Source organism: Pseudomonas sp. Hz4 (assembly GCF_054898165.1).
Genome location: NZ_CM142719.1, coordinates 260228 through 277824 on the forward strand (window position 1 = coordinate 260228; position 17597 = coordinate 277824).

Sequence of the window (17597 nt, forward strand, 5' to 3'; positions counted from 1 at the left end):
TGATGGACCGTTACGTCGTATTCGGTAACCCGATTGGCCACAGCAAGTCGCCGCTGATCCACCGTCTGTTCGCCGAGCAGACCGCTCAAAAACTGGACTACAGCACGTTGCTGGCGCCCCTCGACGACTTTTCCGGCTGCGCCCAGGCATTTTTCCGCGAAGGGCGTGGGGCGAATGTGACGGTGCCGTTCAAGGAAGAGGCCTATCGTCTGGCGAACAGTCTGACGGCGCGGGCGCAACGCGCCGGTGCGGTGAACACGCTGAGTAAACTGGCCGATGGCAGTCTGTTAGGCGACAACACTGATGGCGCCGGACTGGTGCGGGACCTGACGGTCAACGCCGGTTTCAGCCTCAAGGGCAAACGCATCCTGCTGCTCGGTGCCGGAGGCGCGGTGCGCGGTGCGTTGGAGCCGTTGCTGGCCGAGCAACCCGCCTCGGTGGTCATCGCCAACCGCACGGTAGAAAAAGCCGAGCTGCTGGCGGAATTGTTCGCGGACCTGGGACCGGTGTCAGCCAGTAGTTTCGATTGGTTGAAGGAGTCGGTGGACCTGATCATCAACGCGACGTCCGCGAGTCTGTCAGGCGAAGTACCGCCGATTGCCTGCAGTTTGATCGAGCCGGGCAAAACGGTGTGCTACGACATGATGTACGGCAAGGAGCCGACCTCGTTCTGCCGTTGGGCCAGTGAACATGGCGCGGCCGTGTCGATGGATGGCTTGGGAATGCTGGCTGAACAGGCGGCGGAAGCCTTCTTCCTGTGGCGCGGCGTGCGCCCGGACACGGCAACGGTGTTGGCTGAATTGCGTCGGCAGTTGGCGCTTTAATCCTCAAACCGGATCGGGCATTTCTCTGCCCCTTCCAGCTTCCTCAATTCTTCCACCACCTGCGGCCGCGCTTGCCGCAATGTCAGGCTGCGATCCTGTTTCAGTAGCCGCCGCGCTTCCTGGTGCAGCATCTCTACACCCGAGTAGTCGATGAAGTTGATCTGTTGCGCCTCGATCACCACGCGCGCGCCGTGCATCCGTTGCAGGCGTACTTGCAGGTAATGGCTGGCGCCGAAAAAGATCGAACCACCGACCCGCAGAATGTCTTCATCCCCGTCGCGCCAATGTTGGACCCGCGGTTGTGAGGTGCGCTTGAGGTAGAAGAACAGCGAGGCCAGCACGCCGGCGTAGATCGCCGTCTGCAACTCCAGCAACAGCGTGGCGACACAGGTCAGCGCCATGACCAGGAACTCGGCGCGGCTGACCCGCAGCAACGCGCGAATGCCGCGATGATCCACCAGCCCCCAGGCGATCAACAGAATGCTGCCGGCCATGGCCGGGATTGGAATGTGCGCGATCAACGCCGCGCCGAAGAGGGCGAACAGTGCCACCCATAGCGCTGAGAACACGCCGGCCATCGGCGAGCAGGCACCTGCTTCATAACTCAGGCCCGAGCGGGTGAAGGAACCGGCCGACAGCGACCCGGAAAAAAACGCACCGACTATGTTCGATAAACCTTGGGCGCGGACTTCCTGATTGGCGTCGAGCAACTGCTGTGAGCGGGCCGACAAGGAACGGGCAATCGACAGACTGGTGACCAGCCCAAGCATGCCCACCGCCACCGCGCTGGGTAGCAAGCGCAGAATCAAGTCCAGATCCAGCGGCAGCGGGCTGAAGGGCGGTATCCGTCCGACAAATGCGCTGACCAACTTCACATGGCCGAACATCGATGGCCAGAACCAGACCAGCAATCCGCTCAGCGCCAGGGTGATCAATAGCGTCGGCCAGCGTCGCAAGAGCAGTTTCAACACCACGCCCACCACGACTGTCGCCAACCCCAGCATTAGCGAGGGTTTATCCACTTCGCCGAGGTGACTGAACAGCATCATCAAGCTGTTCAGCGCTGTTGCCTGGTTGGGCAAGTCCATACCCAGCAGATTCGGCAGTTGGCCGATGGCAATTACCACCGCCGCACCGAGGGTGAAACCCAGGACCACCGAGTGCGAGACGAAATTCACCAAGGCGCCGAAGCGCAGCAACCCGAGCAGCCACTGGAAAATACCGGCGAGAAGCGTCAGAAGCAGAATCAGGGTGACGTAGTCCTCTGACGCGGGGACGGCCAAAGGGCTGACGCTGGCATACAGGACAATAGAAATCGCCGCCGTAGGACCGCAGATCAAGTGCCACGAAGAACCCCAGAGACACGCGATCAGCACCGGGATGATGGCAGCGTACAGACCGTATTCAGGTGGGAGGCCGGCGATCAGCGCGTAGGCAACGGATTGCGGCAGCGCGAGAATGGCGCCGTTGAGACCGACGATCAGATCACGACCGACGCTGGCGCGGGTTTGCCGAGGCAACCAGCTGAGGAAGGGGAAGAGCGAATGGCGGCTTGGGAAGGCCATGGGTCCTCTCGGGTGGGGGTTTGCGCAAGGGTAGCAGGACGACGTGATCATTGTGGCGAGGGGATTTATCCCCGTTCGGCTGCGAGCAGTCGTTTATCGATTGCAGGCGATTGGGGCCGCTTCGCAGCCCAACGGGGATAAATCCCCTCGCCACAAGTTGGTGAACTGTACTGAAGGTCTGGGAAATTAGAGTTTGGCTTTCACCGCCGGCAACGCATCCTTCCCATCCACTGTCTTCACACCCTCCAGCCATTTATCCAGCACCGCCGGATTAGCCTTGATCCACGCCTTCGCCGCGTCCGCATTGCTGACCTTCTTGTTCACCACGTCGGCCATGATGCTGTTCTCCATCTCCTGGGTGAAGCTCAGGTTGGTGAGCAGCTTGCCGACGTTCGGGCAGGCCTGTGCATAACCTTTGCGGGTGAGCGTATGAACGCTGCCGGTGTCGCCGAAATACTTCTCGCCGCCCTTGAGGTAATGCATTTTCAGCTGCACGTTCATCGGGTGTGGGGTCCAGCCGAGGAAGGCAACGAATTTCTGTTTTTTCACCGCGCGAGACACTTCCGCCAGCATTGCCTGCTCGCTGGACTCGACCAGTTTCCACTGACCCATGTCGAAGTCGTTCTTCTTGATGATTTCTTGCAAGGAGATGTTGGCAGGAGCGCCGGAGCCGATCCCGTAGATCTTCTTGTCGAACTTGTCGGCATATTTGTTCAGGTCTGCAAAGTTATGCACACCCGCGTCCCAGACGTAATCCGGGACGGCGAGCGTGAATTCGGTGCCATCAAGGTTTTTCGCCAGTTGCGTGACGTCACCAGTGGCCACGAATTTGTCGTAGAAACCTTGCTGCGCCGGCATCCAGTTACCCAGAAACACATCGACCTGCCCATCCTTGAGCCCGCCAAAGGTAATCGGCACGGCAAGCGTGTCGACTTTGGCCTTGTAGCCCATGCCGTCCAGCAGAAACCCGGTGATGGCATTGGTCGCGGCAATGTCGCTCCAGCCAGGGTCGGCCATTTTTACCGTCTCGCAGCTTTGATCGGCATGTGCCGATGCACTGCCCAGAGCCAGAAGCCCAACGGTCACTGCTGTGGATAACCTACGCATGGCATTCCCCTTAACATTATTGGTTTTGGCAGGGTTGTGGATAACGTGCTTTACGCTCCAGATCGTCGAGGTCGATGTGGTTGCGCATGTACTGCTGACTGGCGTCCACCAGCGGCTGGTGATCCCAACTCTTCAGTTTGCCGATGGTCAATGCCTCGGCGACAAATCGCCGGCGGCGCTGGCTCGCAAGCACTTGTTGATGGATCGCCGGGATATCCCATTTGGCCCGTGCTTCGACGAGAAAATCTTCGAAAAGCGCGCGGTGTTGCGGTGATTGACTGAGTTCTGCCTGCTCGCGCGGGTCGTTGTGTACGTCAAAGAGTAGACAAGGGTCATCTTCGCTGTAGATGAATTTGTAGGCGCCACGGCGAATCATCATCAGCGGGCTGATAGTGCCTTCGGCCATGTATTCGCCGAAAACCTCGTCATGACCGCCCTGCCCTTGCAGGTGCGAGACCAGTGAGCGGCCGTCCAGCGGCAGCCCCGGTTCCAGAGAACCGCCCGCCAGTTCCACGAAGGTCGGCAACAGATCGGCAGTGGAAACCGCAGCGCTGACCCGGCCAGCGCCGAATTGCCCCGGCGCACTGATCAACAGCGGCACGCGGGCGGCCATTTCGTACCAGTGCATTTTGTACCAGAGTCCACGCTCGCCGAGCATGTCGCCATGGTCACCGGAGAACACAATGATGGTGTCATCGATCAGGCCGGTTTCCTCAAGTGTTTGCAGGAGTTTGCCGACGTTACTGTCGATATAGCTGCACGCACCGAAGTACGCACGGCGCGCATCGCGAATCTTATCCACAGGCAACGGTTTGTCCCACAGGTCGTAAACTTTGAGCAAACGCTGGGAGTGCGGATCGAGTTCGGACTGGGCCGGGGTCTCAGGCAATGGGATGTCGGCGTCGTCGTACATATCCCAGAAAGCCTTGGGAATGGTGTACGGGTCGTGTGGGTGAGTCATCGAAACGGTCAGGCAGAACGGCTGATCGCCCTCCTCACGAATGTGGTCGAACAAATACTGTTGGGCCTTGAACACTACCTCTTCGTCGAAATCCAGCTGATTGGTGCGTACACACGGCCCGGCTTGCAGCACCGAAGACATGTTGTGAAACCAGGTTGGACGCACGTCCGGCTCGTCCCAGTTCACAGACCAGCCGTAATCGGCCGGGTAGATGTCGCTGGTCAGGCGTTCTTCATAGCCGTGCAGCTGATCCGGTCCGCAGAAATGCATCTTGCCCGACAGTGCGGTGCGGTAGCCGAGTCGACGCAGGTAGTGGGCATACGTCGGTACATCGGCGGGGAAATCGGCCGCGTTGTCGTAGGCGCCGATCTTGCTCGGCAACTGACCGCTGACCAGGGTAAAACGCGACGGCGCGCACAGTGGGCTGTTGCAATAGGCGGCGTCGAACACCACGCCTTCGGCGGCGAGGCGGCTCAGATTTGGCAGTTTGATGGGCGAAGGGCCGTAGAACGGCAACATTGGCGCGGCCATCTGATCGGCCATGATGAAAAGAATATTCTTGCGCTTCATGGGATCGCGGCATTCCATAGTGAATATTTATGCGAGAGTGCTGCGATCGAGCATGTAGCCCAAGCATTTTGTGGTAAAGCCCATGCGCGGCAATGACTAGGATAAGCACAGCTTATGTATGACGCCCTTGGTGATTTGTCTCTGGATTTGCTTCGCGCCTTTGAAGCGGCGGCCCGTCAGCGTAGCTTCACCGCCGCTGCGGTGGAGCTTGGCACCACGCAACCGGCCATCAGCCAGCAGATCAAACGGTTGGAAGAACAACTCGGAACGCGGCTCTTCGATCGCATCTATCGCGGGATCGAGCTGACCGAGGCCGGAACGATTCTTTTTGAGCAAGTTCAGCTCGGATTGCAGAATATCGACGCAGGATTAAGCGCAATCAGCGCGCAGCACCAGCATGAAGTGTTGCAGGTCGCCACCGATTTTGCCTTCGCCGCGTATTGGCTCATGCCGCGCCTGCACCGCTTTCATGCCGCCAATCCTCAAGTGGACGTCAGCCTGGTCACCAGCGAACGCAGCCTTAACATGCTGCGCACCGATATCGATGTGGCGGTGTTGTTTGGTGATGGCCGATTCAAGCAGGGCGAAAGCCACTGGTTGTTCAGTGAAGAGGTGTTTCCGGTGTGCAGCCCGCTATTGCTGAAGGACCGCGCCCTGCCCTTGCCGGTCCAATCACTTCTGGAGTTCCCGTTGCTGCACCTTCGAGGCGAAAACAGCAGCAACTGGTTCGATTGGAGCGGCGTGTTTCGTGAGTTGGGGATTGCTTCGGCACCCGCGCCTGGGCAATTGCGCTTCGACAATTACACGTTGTTGATCCAGGCCGCCATTGGCGGTCAAGGCGTGGCGATTGGCTGGCGACACCTTGTGGATAACTTGCTGGCGCAGGGATTGTTGTGCCGACCGATTGCGCAAACGGTTATCTCCAGGCTCGGCTATTACGTGGTCCTGCCCCAGCGAAAACGGCGTGGCGCACTGATTCAACAGTTTGTGGACTGGCTGATGGATGAGCAGGCCAGCAGTGCGCAATCGCTGAACGGCCTGCCGCTGCCGTCTATCGCTATATAGCGTCGGTTGCAACGAAGGTCACGTGTTCGCCGACATGCAGGTTCAACTGCATCTCATCGGCAATTCCCACCGCCACCCGGTTCAACCGCTCAAGCGCTTCGGCGAGGCCCGTTTCCAGGCTGCTGCTGACGTGGCTGAAATGTTCAATGGTCAGCCCGGCCACGCCGCGCGGCGCATTCACCAGCGTCCAGTGCAAGGTGCTGCTTTGCAGGGCTTCGCGAATTTCTTCGGCGGCGTGGCGTTGAAGTTGATCTTCTATTTCTTCCGGATCGTCCAATACCTCGAAATCGCCCACCACAAACAACCGGGTAATCCCCGTGGCGTGCATGCCATCGATCAGAGCATCCACCGCCAGCACTTGCTCTACCGGGCCGGGGACGATGGATTTTTCCACGTGCTCGCTGTTCATCGGCAACCCTGGTGCATCCAGCAGACAGATCACCGCCGAACAACCGGCGACGCTCTGCTTGACCCGTTCGGCATCGAATAAATCGCCGGTCTTGGTCCGCAATCCCGGACGCGGCGCGAGCGCCGTCAGATCATCGAGAATCGCGATCACTTCATGTTGGCGCCGCAACATTTCTGCCATCAGCGCACTGCCCAGGCTACTCATGGCACCATAAAGCACCACTTTCACCACCGGTGTTTCGGCATTTTTCATGGCTGTGCTCCGTTCTTCCTACGTATATGGCGTGTGACCTGTGGTAAACAGCGCCAGTTCGACTCGGTTTCAGAGGGTTCTCAAATGCAGCGGATCAAGGGTTACCACGCGCATGTCTATTTCGACGCCAGCACCCTCCCACAGGCACGAGCCTTGTGTGAGCAGGCAGCGCAATTGTTTCCACTGAAGATGGGCCGCGTCCATGAACGCCCGGTGGGCCCGCACCCGGACTGGAGTTGCCAATTGGCATTCGAGCCGCAATACATCGGTGACGTGCTGCCCTGGCTTGCGCTCAACCGCAAGGGTTTGGTGGTGTTCCTGCACCCGGACACCGGCGACGATCTGCTCGACCACACCGAGCATGCCATCTGGATGGGCGCGATTCGGTCGCTGGATCTGTCTATTTTTTGATCAGAGTGTTTCTTCTGCTTCACCGGGCAAGTGCTCGTCCAGGTGCAGCCAGGGTAAACGGCTGTCCGTCCAGATATGCCTTTGGGCGGGTGCCTGCTCGGGATGATCGAGGGTGGCGACGGTCACGTCGACGCTGTCCGGGCTCAGGTGCGTGACCAGCGCCAGCTGCGCCCCACAGTTGCCGCAGAAATACCGTACGCAGGTTGTCGAAGAGTCGTACTGCGCGGGTATCCCTTTCACCCATTCAAAGGCTGATGCCGGCACGGTGATCCAGGTGGTCACGATGCCGCCACTGACCCGTCGGCAAATCGAACAATGACAGTGGGCGATGTCGTGCAAGGGCCCGCTGAATTGATAGCGCAGATGTCCGCAGTGGCAGCCGCCGGTATGAATGTCGGCCATGTTTTTTCCTCCTGCCCCCTATTCAGGGACTTTTAACCCGTCCGACGACCGGTTGCACATCTGGTCAATGCTTTCATCCGCGAAAGCTGGGTGAAAGCTTCCCCGATTAGGATCGCCCCCACTACCGGCAACAGACCGGTCGGCCAATGCCAGTGTTTTATCGCTCGCACAGCCCATTTAACAACAACAATGGTGATCCTGATGTCCTTTGCTACCCGCCACTTCGCTGTCACTCCGCCCATACGTCTCGTGCTTCCCGTTCTGCGCTGACCCACCCGGTTCGCCCATTCCCTAGCCGCGCTATGCCTGGAGTATTCCCATGCTGACTTTCCTTGGCTTTGCCATGGTCATCACGTTCATGTTCCTGATCATGACCAAGCGCCTCTCTGCGCTGATTGCTCTGATCATCATCCCGATCCTGTTCGCGCTGTTCGGTGGTTTTGCGCCGAAGATCGGCCCGATGATGCTCGAAGGCATCACCAAGCTTGCGCCGACCGGCGTGATGCTGATGTTCGCCATTCTGTACTTCGCCCTGATGATCGACTCCGGCCTGTTCGACCCGGCCGTGCGCAAGATCCTCAAACTGGTCAAGGGCGACCCGCTGAAAGTGTCGGTCGGCACCGCCGTACTGGCGCTCGTCGTCTCCCTTGATGGTGACGGCGCGACCACTTATATGATCTGCGTGGCTGCGATGCTGCCGCTCTACAGCCGCATAGGCATGAGCCCGCGGATCATGGCCGGTCTGATCATCCTCGCCGGTGGCGTGATGAACATGACCCCTTGGGGCGGCCCGACCGCCCGTGCGGCCAGTGCGCTGCATGTGGACCCGTCGGACATCTTCGTACCGATGATTCCGGCGATGGCGGCCGGAGTGGTGGCAATCCTCTTGATTGCCTACTTCTACGGCAAGCGTGAGCGTGCGCGTCTGGGTGAGTTGCACCTGGTGGGCGATGAAATCGACCACAGTGAAATCAGCGTTTCGCAATTCCCGGACGCCCGTCGTCCGAAGTTGATCTGGTTCAACGGCGCCCTGACCCTGGGCCTGATGTGCACCCTGGTTGCCGGCCTGTTACCGCTGCCGGTGCTGTTCATGGTGGCGTTCAGTATCGCGATGATCGTCAACTACCCATGCCTGCAACAACAGAAGGACCGCGTTGCGGCCCACGCCGGTAGCGTGCTGGCAGTGGTCGGGTTGATCTTTGCCGCGGGCATCTTCACCGGTATCCTGACGGGCACCGGCATGGTCGACGCGATGTCGAAAAGCCTGCTGGCGGTCATCCCGGATTTCCTCGGCCCGTATCTGGCCGTGATCACTGCGCTGGTGAGCATGCCGTTCACGTTCTTCATGTCGAACGATGCATTTTATTACGGCGTGTTACCGGTACTTGCGGAAGCCGCCAGTCATTACGGTATAACCGCGGTTGAAATGGCACGTGCCTCGATCGTCGGTCAGCCCGTCCACTTGTTGAGCCCGCTGGTACCATCGACCTACTTGTTGGTGGCCCTGGCCGGTATCGACTTCGGTGACCATCAGCGCTTCACCCTGAAATGGGCAGTGCTGGTGTGCATGTGCATACTGGTTGCCGCGTTGCTGATGGGGATTTTTCCGCTGTTCAGCACTCTATAAGCCCAAGACTCACCATGACGGGTCCAGGCTTTGCTGTTTGAAGCCTGGGCCCTTCGTGGTTTAACAATCGCTCAAAGGAATACACATGGAATGGCTGACCAACCCTGAAATCTGGGTTGCCTTCTTCACCCTGACCGCCCTGGAAATCGTCCTGGGTATCGATAACATCATCATGATTTCGATCCTGGTCAGCCGCATGCCCAAACACATGCAGCAGCGCACCCGGATTTTCGGCCTGGCGCTGGCCATGGTCACGCGGATCCTGTTGTTGCTGTCGATCACCTGGGTCATGCGCCTCACCGCCGACCTGTTCGACATGTTCGGCCAGGGTATTTCCGGGCGAGACCTGATCCTGTTCTTCGGTGGTCTGTTCCTGTTGTGGAAGAGCTCGCAAGAGATGTACCACGCACTGGAAGGCGAGGATGAGACCCACGAGGAACCGACCGCCAAGGGTGGCAGCTTCCTGTACACCATCATCCAGATTGCGATTATCGACATCGTGTTCTCCCTGGACTCAGTGATCACCGCCGTGGGTATGGTTTCCCATGTGCCGGTCATGGTCGCTGCGATCGTCGTCGCCGTACTGGTAATGATGCTGGCGGCTGGCACCATCAGCGAATTCATCGACAAGCACCCGTCGCTGAAAATGCTGGCGCTGTCGTTCCTGTTGCTGGTCGGTACCGTGTTGATTGCCGAGTCCTTCGAAGTGCATTTGCCAAAAGGCTACGTGTACTTCGCCATGGCGTTCTCGCTGGCAGTGGAAGCGATCAACATCAAGATGCGCACCGCAATGATGAAAAAGAAGAAGCAGCAGGACCCAGTGAAACTGCGCAAGGATGTTCCGGGTCAATAACCTGAATGCGCTCCGCTGACTACGTCAGTCAGTGAGTGCGCAAAACCTGTGGGAGCGAGCTTGCTCGCGATAGCGGCCTGTCAGTCAACATCAATGTTGAATGTGATGGCCTCATCGCGAGCAAGCTCGCTCCCACAGTTTTTTGCCCGACCCATAGGCATTTGGGCCAAAGGTTGACGCAAAGGGTTTAGCTGGTTAGCGTCCCCGGCTCGCAACAAACGACAATGACAAGGAATGCATATGTCTGGAAAACCGGCTGCACGTCTCACGGACCCCACCACCTGCCCACTTCCCGGGCATGGCACCAACCCGATCGCCAGCGGCTCACCCGATGTCTTTTTCAATGGCCTCGCCGCGGCGAGAGTCAGCGACAAATGCACCTGTGGTCAGGCCCTGAGCGGCGGATTCTCTTCAACGGTGTTCATCAACGGTTTGAACGCAACGACCGTAGATAGCACTGCAAACCATGGTGGCGTGGTGATCGGCGGCTCCGGCAACGTCATCATTGGCAGCACTCACACCCCCGCGCCATTCATTCCGCCCTTGCCGATCATCGGCCAGCCCTTGGTCGAATTCAAAGCCGTCAGCGCCGGCGATGGCGAACCGATTGCCGAACAAGATTACGAAATCGAAACCGCCGAAGGACGCATCGTCAAAGGCCAGACCAACGCTCAGGGCCTGACTCAGAGCGTCGTCACCCTACAGCCCGACCTCGCCGTCGTCCGCTGGATCGTCTGACCCTCAAGGAAGAATGAAATGACTGGACAATGCATGGCCCCAGACGACCTGGACATGAAAAAACTCTGGGACAGTACCTGCGAACTGCCCACCTGCAAACGCGAAACCACCCAGGGCGGCCCGAACCCGAAAACCCGTGTCGAAGTGCCGTTGCTGACGTGTAATTGCCTATGGCGCAGGTTTCAGAAAGAAGCCGAAGAATGGGTCGCACCGGGCGGCGTGTTGATTGCCGACCCGCAAGCACGTAACCGCAAGATCAACGCGGCCTATGCGCAGTTGTGGCTGGCGGATAACCGGTTTCAGTGGGCGGGTTTGGCGGCGTTTGCTTCGAAGCAGGTGGGGTGTGGGTTGATTCATGCCGCCACGCTAGACCAGAGAATCGAAGCGGAAAAAAAAGCATACAAGACGTTAAAAGACAGCCAGTCTAAGGATTTGTACGAACGCATAGTGGTCAACAAATTGCGTTCGGATCCTGAGCTTTGGAACCAGTGGGATCAGGCCAAGCAGCAGAATCCGGTTCCCTTGACGAGTGATCCACTGTCAGGTGACGCGATTGCATTTCTGCAAGAAGAGTTGCAATACGTTCACGAAATGCTGGCACTTGGAAACACGGCTCTTTTCCTAGATGTGTATCCACTACATCGGTTTTTCATGGTGCGAGGATTCAAGGAAATGGAGAAGTGTCTGCCTGACCGCAGCAGCCTAAAAAATGAAGTGCTTTGGCCCATTGCAGATAAAGTTGAATTCGGTGCGTTCCGGACAGAGGTATCCGACACCTTTAAGGCAATTGAGGCCGGAGACATTGCTACAAGCGTTGAGCTTATGGCTGCTCATGAGCAGCTAAACATTCTTCAGCCAGCCATGTATGACGTGACCCACTTTGCAAGACTTACGCAAGGCACTCAAGCCGGTGATGTTGTGTCCGTGGTCACTGGCTTATTCACTGGAATTTCTGAAGAAATTCAACTTACCCTAGCCAGTCAATGTAAGGCCCCCGACTATCGTCAAGTCACATTTGGTCGCAATCCACTCTCTGATTTGGCGGACAAAGATCAACGTATGGCTTTTGTTCTTCGAGCTGCAACGCAATTTGATCGTTTGCTTAAAGACTCCGTAACGCATACACAGTTGGAGCAATCGATAACAGAGATATCCCACGGCGGAGGCGTCAAATGAGGATGCTCTCAAAGCGTATTCGATTGTTAGTTGTTGGCACCGCTGCTGTTCTCTTTGCTTATGCGGCCTACTCAAATAGAAGCATAGATGTGCTTAGCGTTCACGTTGGTAAACCGTACGAGGAGGTGGTACGAGACTCAACGTTCTCCGTACACGCAAAGACAGCCGTCTACCCCAGTGAACCACCCCATCCAAGTTCAACCTGGATCAGCAGTCCTGTTGTCATCCGATTTGATGATCCTCAGCATGGCTTCACCTTGCCCCCAACCAAATTTGGTGCAGTGACGTACAACAAGAGCAAAGTTGCAACCATCACCACCTCTCCAATGCTCGAGACTTTAGCGTTTGAGGATCTCTTGCCCCTTCTAGACAAGACGCAGATCATGTTGAAAGCAGCGGGTTGGATGCCACGAGACGCCAGTAGTCATGCTTGGCTGGAAACGACAAATGAAGCTGACAGAACTGCGCTTCAGAGCAAATTGTTCGACCAGGTTGTTATCGTGATGCTCCTGATACCCCACAAATACAGTCTTGCGATTAACGTCAAATGCTACGCCCGCTGTAATGAGCGCGACCCGAAAACGGCAAAGTATCTGATCGATGTTAGCGTAGGTTCGGATTACTACAGCGAATGAAGAGTCGCTCCAGACGGCGGCGCCGATGTTTGCAAAGAGCAGCATTTTTTATACTGTTCATTTGCCTGACTTCCGTTCACTACCCGGTTGATTTTTTGAACGTTAGTATCGGGAAGCCATACAGAGAAGTTGTACGAGACTCGACATTCCCTGTTGAAGACGACACGGCAATTGATCCTGGTGATCCTCAGGACGCTAAAGATCCACCTCATCTGAGTTCAACCTGGATCAGCAATCCAGTTGTCATCCAATTTGATGATCCCGACTATGGCTTTACGCTGCCCGCTACCACGTTCGGTGCGATTGGGTGGTCCGAATTCAAAGCGATCACCCTAACTACATCGCCGATGCTGGAAACCTTGCCGAACGTAACCTACAGACAGCCTAGTATCTGATCGACATCGGGCTGAGCAGGGATCACTTCAGCAATTGAAATCTCCCCCGATTTTAGGACTGCTGCGCAGCCCAGCGGGAGCAAGCTCCCTCGCCACAGGGTGTGTGCTCGTGCACCTTTTTAACTGAGTGGCTGAGACCTTCGGGCTCCTTTTTCACCTCTGCAGAAACCCGTTTTTCATGACAGTTTTGTTTCAATCGCTTCTTTAGCTGTGCGATGCTGGCGCACAGACCGTTAGCCAACTACAGCTTAAGTACAGAACGTAGAAGAACGCGCGGCACCGTCAACTTGCCCCTTTGGGGCGCTACCACCACAGGGGGCCTGCATGCTCACCCTGCTCAATTTGTTATCTGCCGTGGCCTTGTTGATTTGGGGCACGCACATCGTCCGAACCGGCATCCTGCGGGTCTACGGTTCAAACTTGCGCCACGTGATCGGCCGGAACATGTCCAAGCGCTGGCTGGCGTTCATCTCGGGGATCGTCGTGACAGCGATGGTCCAGAGCAGCAATGCCACCGCCATGCTCGTCACCTCCTTTGTCGGTCAGGGCCTGATGGCGCTGACCCCGGCTCTGGCGACCATGCTCGGGGCCGATGTCGGTACCGCGCTGATGGCGCGAGTGCTGACCCTCGACCTGTCATGGCTGTCGCCGCTGCTGATCTTTCTTGGGGTGATTTTCTTCCTGTCGCGCAAACAGACCCGGGTCGGACAGATGGGCCGGGTCGGCATCGGCCTGGGGCTGATCATCCTGGCCCTGCAACTGATCGTCGAATCCGCCGCGCCGATTACGCAGGCACAAGGTGTGAAAGTAATTTTCGCCTCGCTGACCGGCGACATCCTGCTGGATGCCCTGGTCGGCGCGCTGTTTGCGATGGTTTCCTACTCCAGCCTGGCCGCCGTCCTGCTGACGGCGACCCTGGCCGGTGCCGCGGTGATCAGCTTGCCAGTTGCCATCGGCCTGGTGATCGGCGCCAACATCGGCAGCGGCATTCTTGCTTTCCTCAGCACCAGCATGCAGAACGCCGCCGGCCGCCAAGTGGCTTTGGGCAGCCTGCTCTATAAGCTGATTGGCCTGCTGCTGATCATTCCGGTGCTCGACCCGTTGGTGAACTGGATTGACAGTCTGGACTTCAGCCCTCAGGAAATGGTCATTGGCTTTCACCTGCTCTACAACACCGCGCGCTGCCTGATCTTGCTGCCAAGTGTTGGGCTGATGGCCAGGCTATGCGCGTGGCTGCTGCCGGAGCGGCCGGAAATCAACGGCACCGCCAAACCGCGGCATCTTGATCCGACGGCATTGGTCACGCCCAGCCTGGCGCTGGCCAATGCCGCCCGGGAAACCCTGCGCATCGGCGACCTGATCGACAACATGCTCGAGGCCATGCTCGACGTGCTGCGCGGCAACCAAACCGCCATCACCCAGGAAATGCGGCGCCTGACCGATGATGTGGAATCGCTCTACGGTGCGATCAAGCTCTATCTGGCGCAAATGCCCCGCGAGGACCTCAGCGAGCAGGACAGCCGGCGCTGGGCGGAAATCATCGAGTTGGCGATCAACCTTAAACTCGCCAGCGACCTCATCGAGCGCATGCTGCGCAAGGTTCAGCAGCAGAAAACCTCGCAGCGCCGGTCTTTTTCCGAGGTCGGCCTCGAAGAGTTGGCGGGACTGCACAGTCAGTTGATATCCAACCTGCGCCTAGGGTTGTCAGTGTTCCTCAGTGCCGACAAGGAAAGTGCCCGCCAGTTATTGCGTGAGAAACGTCGCTTTCGCGCACAGGAACGCCGCCTGGCCCATGCTCACGTCAGCCGATTGCAACGTAAGATCGTGCAGAGCATCGAGACCAGCTCGTTGCACCTGGAGTTGATTGCCGACATGAAGCGTCTGAGTTCGCTGTTCTGCAGCAGCGCCTATGTGGTGCTGGAAACTTCCGACACCGGCGCACTCATTGCCGATGATTTTGCTGACATCACGCATTCACCCTGAACGTCCACACTTGCCTGAAGTCTGTTGAACTTACGCTAGCCGTATGGAAACTCGTTATGCGTTGTCTGTTGTTCGCCTGTCTGTTGCTTGGCTCACTCCCTGCGTTTGCCCTGGATCGCTTTCAGGTCGAGGGCTATACGCTGCCCAACGGCCTGCAACTGCTGCTAAAACCCGGCACGGAGCGCGGACATGTGGCGATTCGCCTGGTGGTCGGCGTCGGCATTGATGATTTCAGTTGTGCCGACAAAGAGCTGCCGCACCTGCTTGAGCACTTGCTGTTCAGCGGCATCGACGCCACGGGCGAAGGCGGGCTGGAAGAGCGCATGCAGGCACTGGGCGGCGAGTGGAACGCCTACACCAGCAACGCCGACACGACGTTTGTCATCGAAGCCCCGGCGAAAAACCAGCGCAAGGTCCTCGACCTGCTGCTGGCACTGCTGACCCAAACCCGAATCGACGACAACGCGATCAACGCCGCCAAACAAGTGGTCGAACGCGAAGACGGCGGCCATTACTCGCACCTGCAACGCTGGCTGGATCGCCAGGATCTTGGCCACACCGCGAGTAATCAGCTGGCGGTGGAACTGGGCCTCAAATGCCCCGAGCGGGCTGAGGTCGATTACCTGACCCGCGAACAGCTGGAAAAGGTACGCAAGGCCTGGTACGCGCCGAACAACATGACCCTGATCGTGGTCGGCGACCTCGATCGATTGCTGCCGGCCTATCTGGAACGGTCTTATGGTGCGCTTGAAGCGGTCGACCCTACCGATCACCCGCCCCTGCCGGAAATCAAGGCCAGTGCTGCACATGAACGCACGCTGAGTCATGGTTTCGTTGGTGGTAGTGCCAAGTTGCACTGGCTGGTGCCGGAGCCAGTGCTGGAAGATCAGCACGACGAAACCTTCGACTTGCTCAAGGACTATCTGGACTGGGCGCTTTACCGCCAAATGCGCCTGGCCCATGGCTTGTCCTACGGGCCTTCGGCCGGGCGCGAGGTGTTTGGTGGCGTGGGTTTCATGAGCCTGAACGCCGATGTTGAGCGCGATGACGTGTCCAAGGCCGAACAGGTGCTGGAGGATCTGAAGGCCGGGATGCTCAGGGACGGTCTCAATGCCGACAGCTTCAACCGACTCAAACAGGCCGCCATCGCCCGCCAGGCCTGGGCCGTGCAAGGCAACAGCGCGTTGGCCGATTATTACTGGAGTGCCCTTGGGGATTACCAGGACGGCCGTTTCGCCAACCCGGCCAAGGAACTGCAAGGGGTGACGCTGGCGGAAGCGAACAAGGCCATGCGTGAATTGCTCATGCAGCCAGGCTACCTGCGGATCGAAAAGCCGTTGATGAGTGATGACCAATTGATGTGGGCGATTGCCGGTGTACTGGGGCTCATCGTATTGATGCTGCTGGGTTGGCGCTTGCATCGTAAGGCACCGCGAACCGAGTAGCAGCCTGCGTTCGGCAGCTGCTACACGGGTTTTGTGATCGGACCGCGGCCCCTCGCCACACCGCCCTCTCGGCGGTTACCCTGTCGAGGATCTTTCCCACGACTATTGCGAACCGCCGAATGCCGACTCTGACCCTATTCGTACAGCGCATCCTGGAATTGATGAAGCGCTATCCGGGGGTCATTGCGCTCGGTGGTTTCATTTCTGGGGTCGGCAGCTTCATTCTGGTGGATCGTCAGCAAGGTCTGGCGACGTGGATCACCACCATCATGCTGGTCAGCTGGATCTGGCTGATGCTGGAAAACAGCCTCACCAAGCTGTTCGCCAGGATCTTCAAGCGCGAAATACCCCAGCCTCTGCTGCGTTACGCCACGCAGATGATCCACCAGGAAAGCTTGTTCTTCGTCCTGCCGTTCTTTTTCATCACCACCACCTGGAACAGCGGCCAGTTGTTTTTCACCGGGTTGCTGGCTATCGCCGCGCTGATTTCCATCATCGATCCGCTCTACTACAAATGGCTGGCGCCTCGGCGCTGGGCGTTCCTGGCGCTGCACACGCTGACGTTGTTCGCTGCACTGCTGACCGCCCTGCCCGTCATCCTGCACCTGACCACCTCCCAGAGTTTCAAACTGGCCCTGGGCACCGCCGTGGTGTTGTCGTTCCCGAGCCTGGCGTCGATCTTCCCGATTCGTACTGTGCGCAACGCGCTGGCGATTCTGAGCATCACCGTGGGCATCGGCGGCGTTGGCTGGGTGCTGCGTTCATGGGTTCCGCCGGCGACGCTATGGCTGACTGATGTGGCGATCAGTACGCAAATGCAGGGCCGTATCCCCGGCGACAGCCTCGATGAGGTCACCGCCGACCAGATCCGTGGTACCGGCCTGTACGCTTACACCGCGATCAACGCCCCGCGTGGTCTGGAGGAGCGGATCTATCATGTGTGGCAGTTCAACGGCAAAGAGGTCGACCGCATCCCCCTGGACATCCATGGCGGGCGCAAGGAAGGCTACCGCGCCTGGACCCACAAGCAGAATTTCCCCGGCAACCCTGCGGGTAAGTGGCAGGTTCGGGTGCTGACCGAAGATGGCCAGGTCATCGGTGTGTTGCGTTTCGAGGTAAAGGACAAAAAGCCTGCGACTGCCGCAAAGTAACCCGTTCGTGCTATTACGTAGATCTGCG

At 58.2% G+C, this 17597-nt stretch carries 16 protein-coding genes; 11 read left to right on the forward strand and 5 right to left on the reverse strand.

Annotated features, from left to right (window positions below):
• Positions 1 to 2 precede the first annotated feature (2 nt).
• Positions 3 to 824 carry a shikimate dehydrogenase gene (aroE, locus tag ACYZTR_RS01145; RefSeq protein ID WP_461975755.1) on the forward strand — a complete coding sequence of 274 codons (822 nt, stop codon included), beginning with the start codon at positions 3 to 5 and terminating at the stop codon, positions 822 to 824.
• Here aroE and ACYZTR_RS01150 read toward each other — a convergent pair.
• The 3 genes from ACYZTR_RS01150 to betC form a co-directional block, all read right to left on the reverse strand.
• Entirely contained in the window at positions 821 to 2389 is a 1569-nt protein-coding gene (locus ACYZTR_RS01150) for a SulP family inorganic anion transporter (RefSeq protein ID WP_461975757.1), read from the reverse strand. The two genes, aroE and ACYZTR_RS01150, sit on opposite strands and share 4 nt — an antisense overlap.
• A 186-nt stretch (positions 2390 to 2575) precedes the next feature.
• Entirely contained in the window at positions 2576 to 3496 is a 921-nt protein-coding gene (gene choX, locus ACYZTR_RS01155; RefSeq protein WP_461975759.1) for a choline ABC transporter substrate-binding protein, read from the reverse strand.
• Positions 3497 to 3512: 16 nt separating this feature from the next.
• The gene (gene betC / locus ACYZTR_RS01160) at positions 3513 to 5027 is read right to left on the reverse strand and encodes a choline-sulfatase (RefSeq protein WP_461975761.1); all 1515 of its coding nucleotides are present in this window, start codon (positions 5025 to 5027) and stop codon (positions 3513 to 3515) included.
• Between the two features lie 114 nt (positions 5028 to 5141).
• Here betC and ACYZTR_RS01165 point away from each other — a divergent pair, with 114 nt between their 5' ends.
• Positions 5142 to 6092 (forward strand): choline sulfate utilization transcriptional regulator, encoded by a 951-nt coding sequence (locus ACYZTR_RS01165; RefSeq protein ID WP_461975763.1) that lies wholly within the window; start codon positions 5142 to 5144, stop codon positions 6090 to 6092.
• On the opposite strand, the gene ACYZTR_RS01170 is transcribed toward ACYZTR_RS01165, so the two are convergent.
• Positions 6085 to 6753 (reverse strand): NAD(P)-dependent oxidoreductase, encoded by a 669-nt coding sequence (locus ACYZTR_RS01170; protein ID WP_461975765.1) that lies wholly within the window; start codon positions 6751 to 6753, stop codon positions 6085 to 6087. The two genes, ACYZTR_RS01165 and ACYZTR_RS01170, sit on opposite strands and share 8 nt — an antisense overlap.
• An 84-nt stretch (positions 6754 to 6837) precedes the next feature.
• Between ACYZTR_RS01170 and ACYZTR_RS01175 the strand changes: the two genes are divergently transcribed.
• Positions 6838 to 7164 carry a DOPA 4,5-dioxygenase family protein gene (locus ACYZTR_RS01175; protein ID WP_461975767.1) on the forward strand — a complete coding sequence of 109 codons (327 nt, stop codon included), beginning with the start codon at positions 6838 to 6840 and terminating at the stop codon, positions 7162 to 7164.
• On the opposite strand, the gene ACYZTR_RS01180 is transcribed toward ACYZTR_RS01175, so the two are convergent.
• Positions 7165 to 7566 (reverse strand): GFA family protein, encoded by a 402-nt coding sequence (locus tag ACYZTR_RS01180; RefSeq protein WP_461975769.1) that lies wholly within the window; start codon positions 7564 to 7566, stop codon positions 7165 to 7167.
• Between the two features lie 319 nt (positions 7567 to 7885).
• Between ACYZTR_RS01180 and ACYZTR_RS01185 the strand changes: the two genes are divergently transcribed.
• From ACYZTR_RS01185 to ACYZTR_RS01220, 8 genes are all read left to right on the forward strand, one after another.
• Positions 7886 to 9193, forward strand: a complete 1308-nt coding sequence (locus tag ACYZTR_RS01185; protein WP_461975771.1) for a CitMHS family transporter — start codon at positions 7886 to 7888, stop codon at positions 9191 to 9193.
• Positions 9194 to 9278: 85 nt separating this feature from the next.
• Positions 9279 to 10046 carry a TerC family protein gene (locus tag ACYZTR_RS01190; protein ID WP_461975773.1) on the forward strand — a complete coding sequence of 256 codons (768 nt, stop codon included), beginning with the start codon at positions 9279 to 9281 and terminating at the stop codon, positions 10044 to 10046.
• 240 nt (positions 10047 to 10286) lie between these two features.
• Positions 10287 to 10784: a PAAR domain-containing protein gene (locus ACYZTR_RS01195; RefSeq protein WP_461975775.1), complete on the forward strand. Its 498-nt coding sequence runs from the start codon at positions 10287 to 10289 to the stop codon at positions 10782 to 10784.
• A gap of 18 nt (positions 10785 to 10802) precedes the next feature.
• Positions 10803 to 11960: a DUF2515 family protein gene (locus ACYZTR_RS01200; RefSeq protein WP_461975777.1), complete on the forward strand. Its 1158-nt coding sequence runs from the start codon at positions 10803 to 10805 to the stop codon at positions 11958 to 11960.
• On the forward strand, positions 11957 to 12595 hold the full coding sequence (locus tag ACYZTR_RS01205) for a hypothetical protein (protein WP_461975779.1): 639 nt from the start codon (positions 11957 to 11959) through the stop codon (positions 12593 to 12595). Before ACYZTR_RS01200 ends, ACYZTR_RS01205 begins: the two co-directional genes overlap by 4 nt.
• Positions 12596 to 13314: 719 nt before the next feature.
• Complete coding sequence (locus tag ACYZTR_RS01210; RefSeq protein ID WP_461975781.1) at positions 13315 to 14973, forward strand: Na/Pi cotransporter family protein; 1659 nt, start codon at positions 13315 to 13317, stop codon at positions 14971 to 14973.
• Positions 14974 to 15029: 56 nt separating this feature from the next.
• A complete protein-coding gene (locus ACYZTR_RS01215; RefSeq protein WP_461975783.1) occupies positions 15030 to 16418 on the forward strand; it encodes a M16 family metallopeptidase in 1389 nt (462 codons plus the stop codon).
• Positions 16419 to 16537: 119 nt separating this feature from the next.
• A complete protein-coding gene (locus ACYZTR_RS01220) occupies positions 16538 to 17569 on the forward strand; it encodes a DUF5924 family protein (protein ID WP_461975785.1) in 1032 nt (343 codons plus the stop codon).
• The last annotated feature ends 28 nt before the right edge of the window (positions 17570 to 17597 follow it).

Excerpts from the sequence above, each read along its gene's own strand:
- aroE (WP_461975755.1), top strand. The coding sequence starts at position 3 with ATGGACCGTTACGTCGTATTCGGTAACCCGATTGGCCACAGCAAGTCG.
- ACYZTR_RS01150 (WP_461975757.1), bottom strand. The coding sequence starts at position 2,389 with ATGGCCTTCCCAAGCCGCCATTCGCTCTTCCCCTTCCTCAGCTGGTTG.
- choX (WP_461975759.1), bottom strand. The coding sequence starts at position 3,496 with ATGCGTAGGTTATCCACAGCAGTGACCGTTGGGCTTCTGGCTCTGGGC.
- betC (WP_461975761.1), bottom strand. The coding sequence starts at position 5,027 with ATGAAGCGCAAGAATATTCTTTTCATCATGGCCGATCAGATGGCCGCG.
- ACYZTR_RS01165 (WP_461975763.1), top strand. The coding sequence starts at position 5,142 with ATGTATGACGCCCTTGGTGATTTGTCTCTGGATTTGCTTCGCGCCTTT.
- ACYZTR_RS01170 (WP_461975765.1), bottom strand. The coding sequence starts at position 6,753 with ATGAAAAATGCCGAAACACCGGTGGTGAAAGTGGTGCTTTATGGTGCC.
- ACYZTR_RS01175 (WP_461975767.1), top strand. The coding sequence starts at position 6,838 with ATGCAGCGGATCAAGGGTTACCACGCGCATGTCTATTTCGACGCCAGC.
- ACYZTR_RS01180 (WP_461975769.1), bottom strand. The coding sequence starts at position 7,566 with ATGGCCGACATTCATACCGGCGGCTGCCACTGCGGACATCTGCGCTAT.
- ACYZTR_RS01185 (WP_461975771.1), top strand. The coding sequence starts at position 7,886 with ATGCTGACTTTCCTTGGCTTTGCCATGGTCATCACGTTCATGTTCCTG.
- ACYZTR_RS01190 (WP_461975773.1), top strand. The coding sequence starts at position 9,279 with ATGGAATGGCTGACCAACCCTGAAATCTGGGTTGCCTTCTTCACCCTG.
- ACYZTR_RS01195 (WP_461975775.1), top strand. The coding sequence starts at position 10,287 with ATGTCTGGAAAACCGGCTGCACGTCTCACGGACCCCACCACCTGCCCA.
- ACYZTR_RS01200 (WP_461975777.1), top strand. The coding sequence starts at position 10,803 with ATGACTGGACAATGCATGGCCCCAGACGACCTGGACATGAAAAAACTC.
- ACYZTR_RS01205 (WP_461975779.1), top strand. The coding sequence starts at position 11,957 with ATGAGGATGCTCTCAAAGCGTATTCGATTGTTAGTTGTTGGCACCGCT.
- ACYZTR_RS01210 (WP_461975781.1), top strand. The coding sequence starts at position 13,315 with ATGCTCACCCTGCTCAATTTGTTATCTGCCGTGGCCTTGTTGATTTGG.
- ACYZTR_RS01215 (WP_461975783.1), top strand. The coding sequence starts at position 15,030 with ATGCGTTGTCTGTTGTTCGCCTGTCTGTTGCTTGGCTCACTCCCTGCG.
- ACYZTR_RS01220 (WP_461975785.1), top strand. The coding sequence starts at position 16,538 with ATGCCGACTCTGACCCTATTCGTACAGCGCATCCTGGAATTGATGAAG.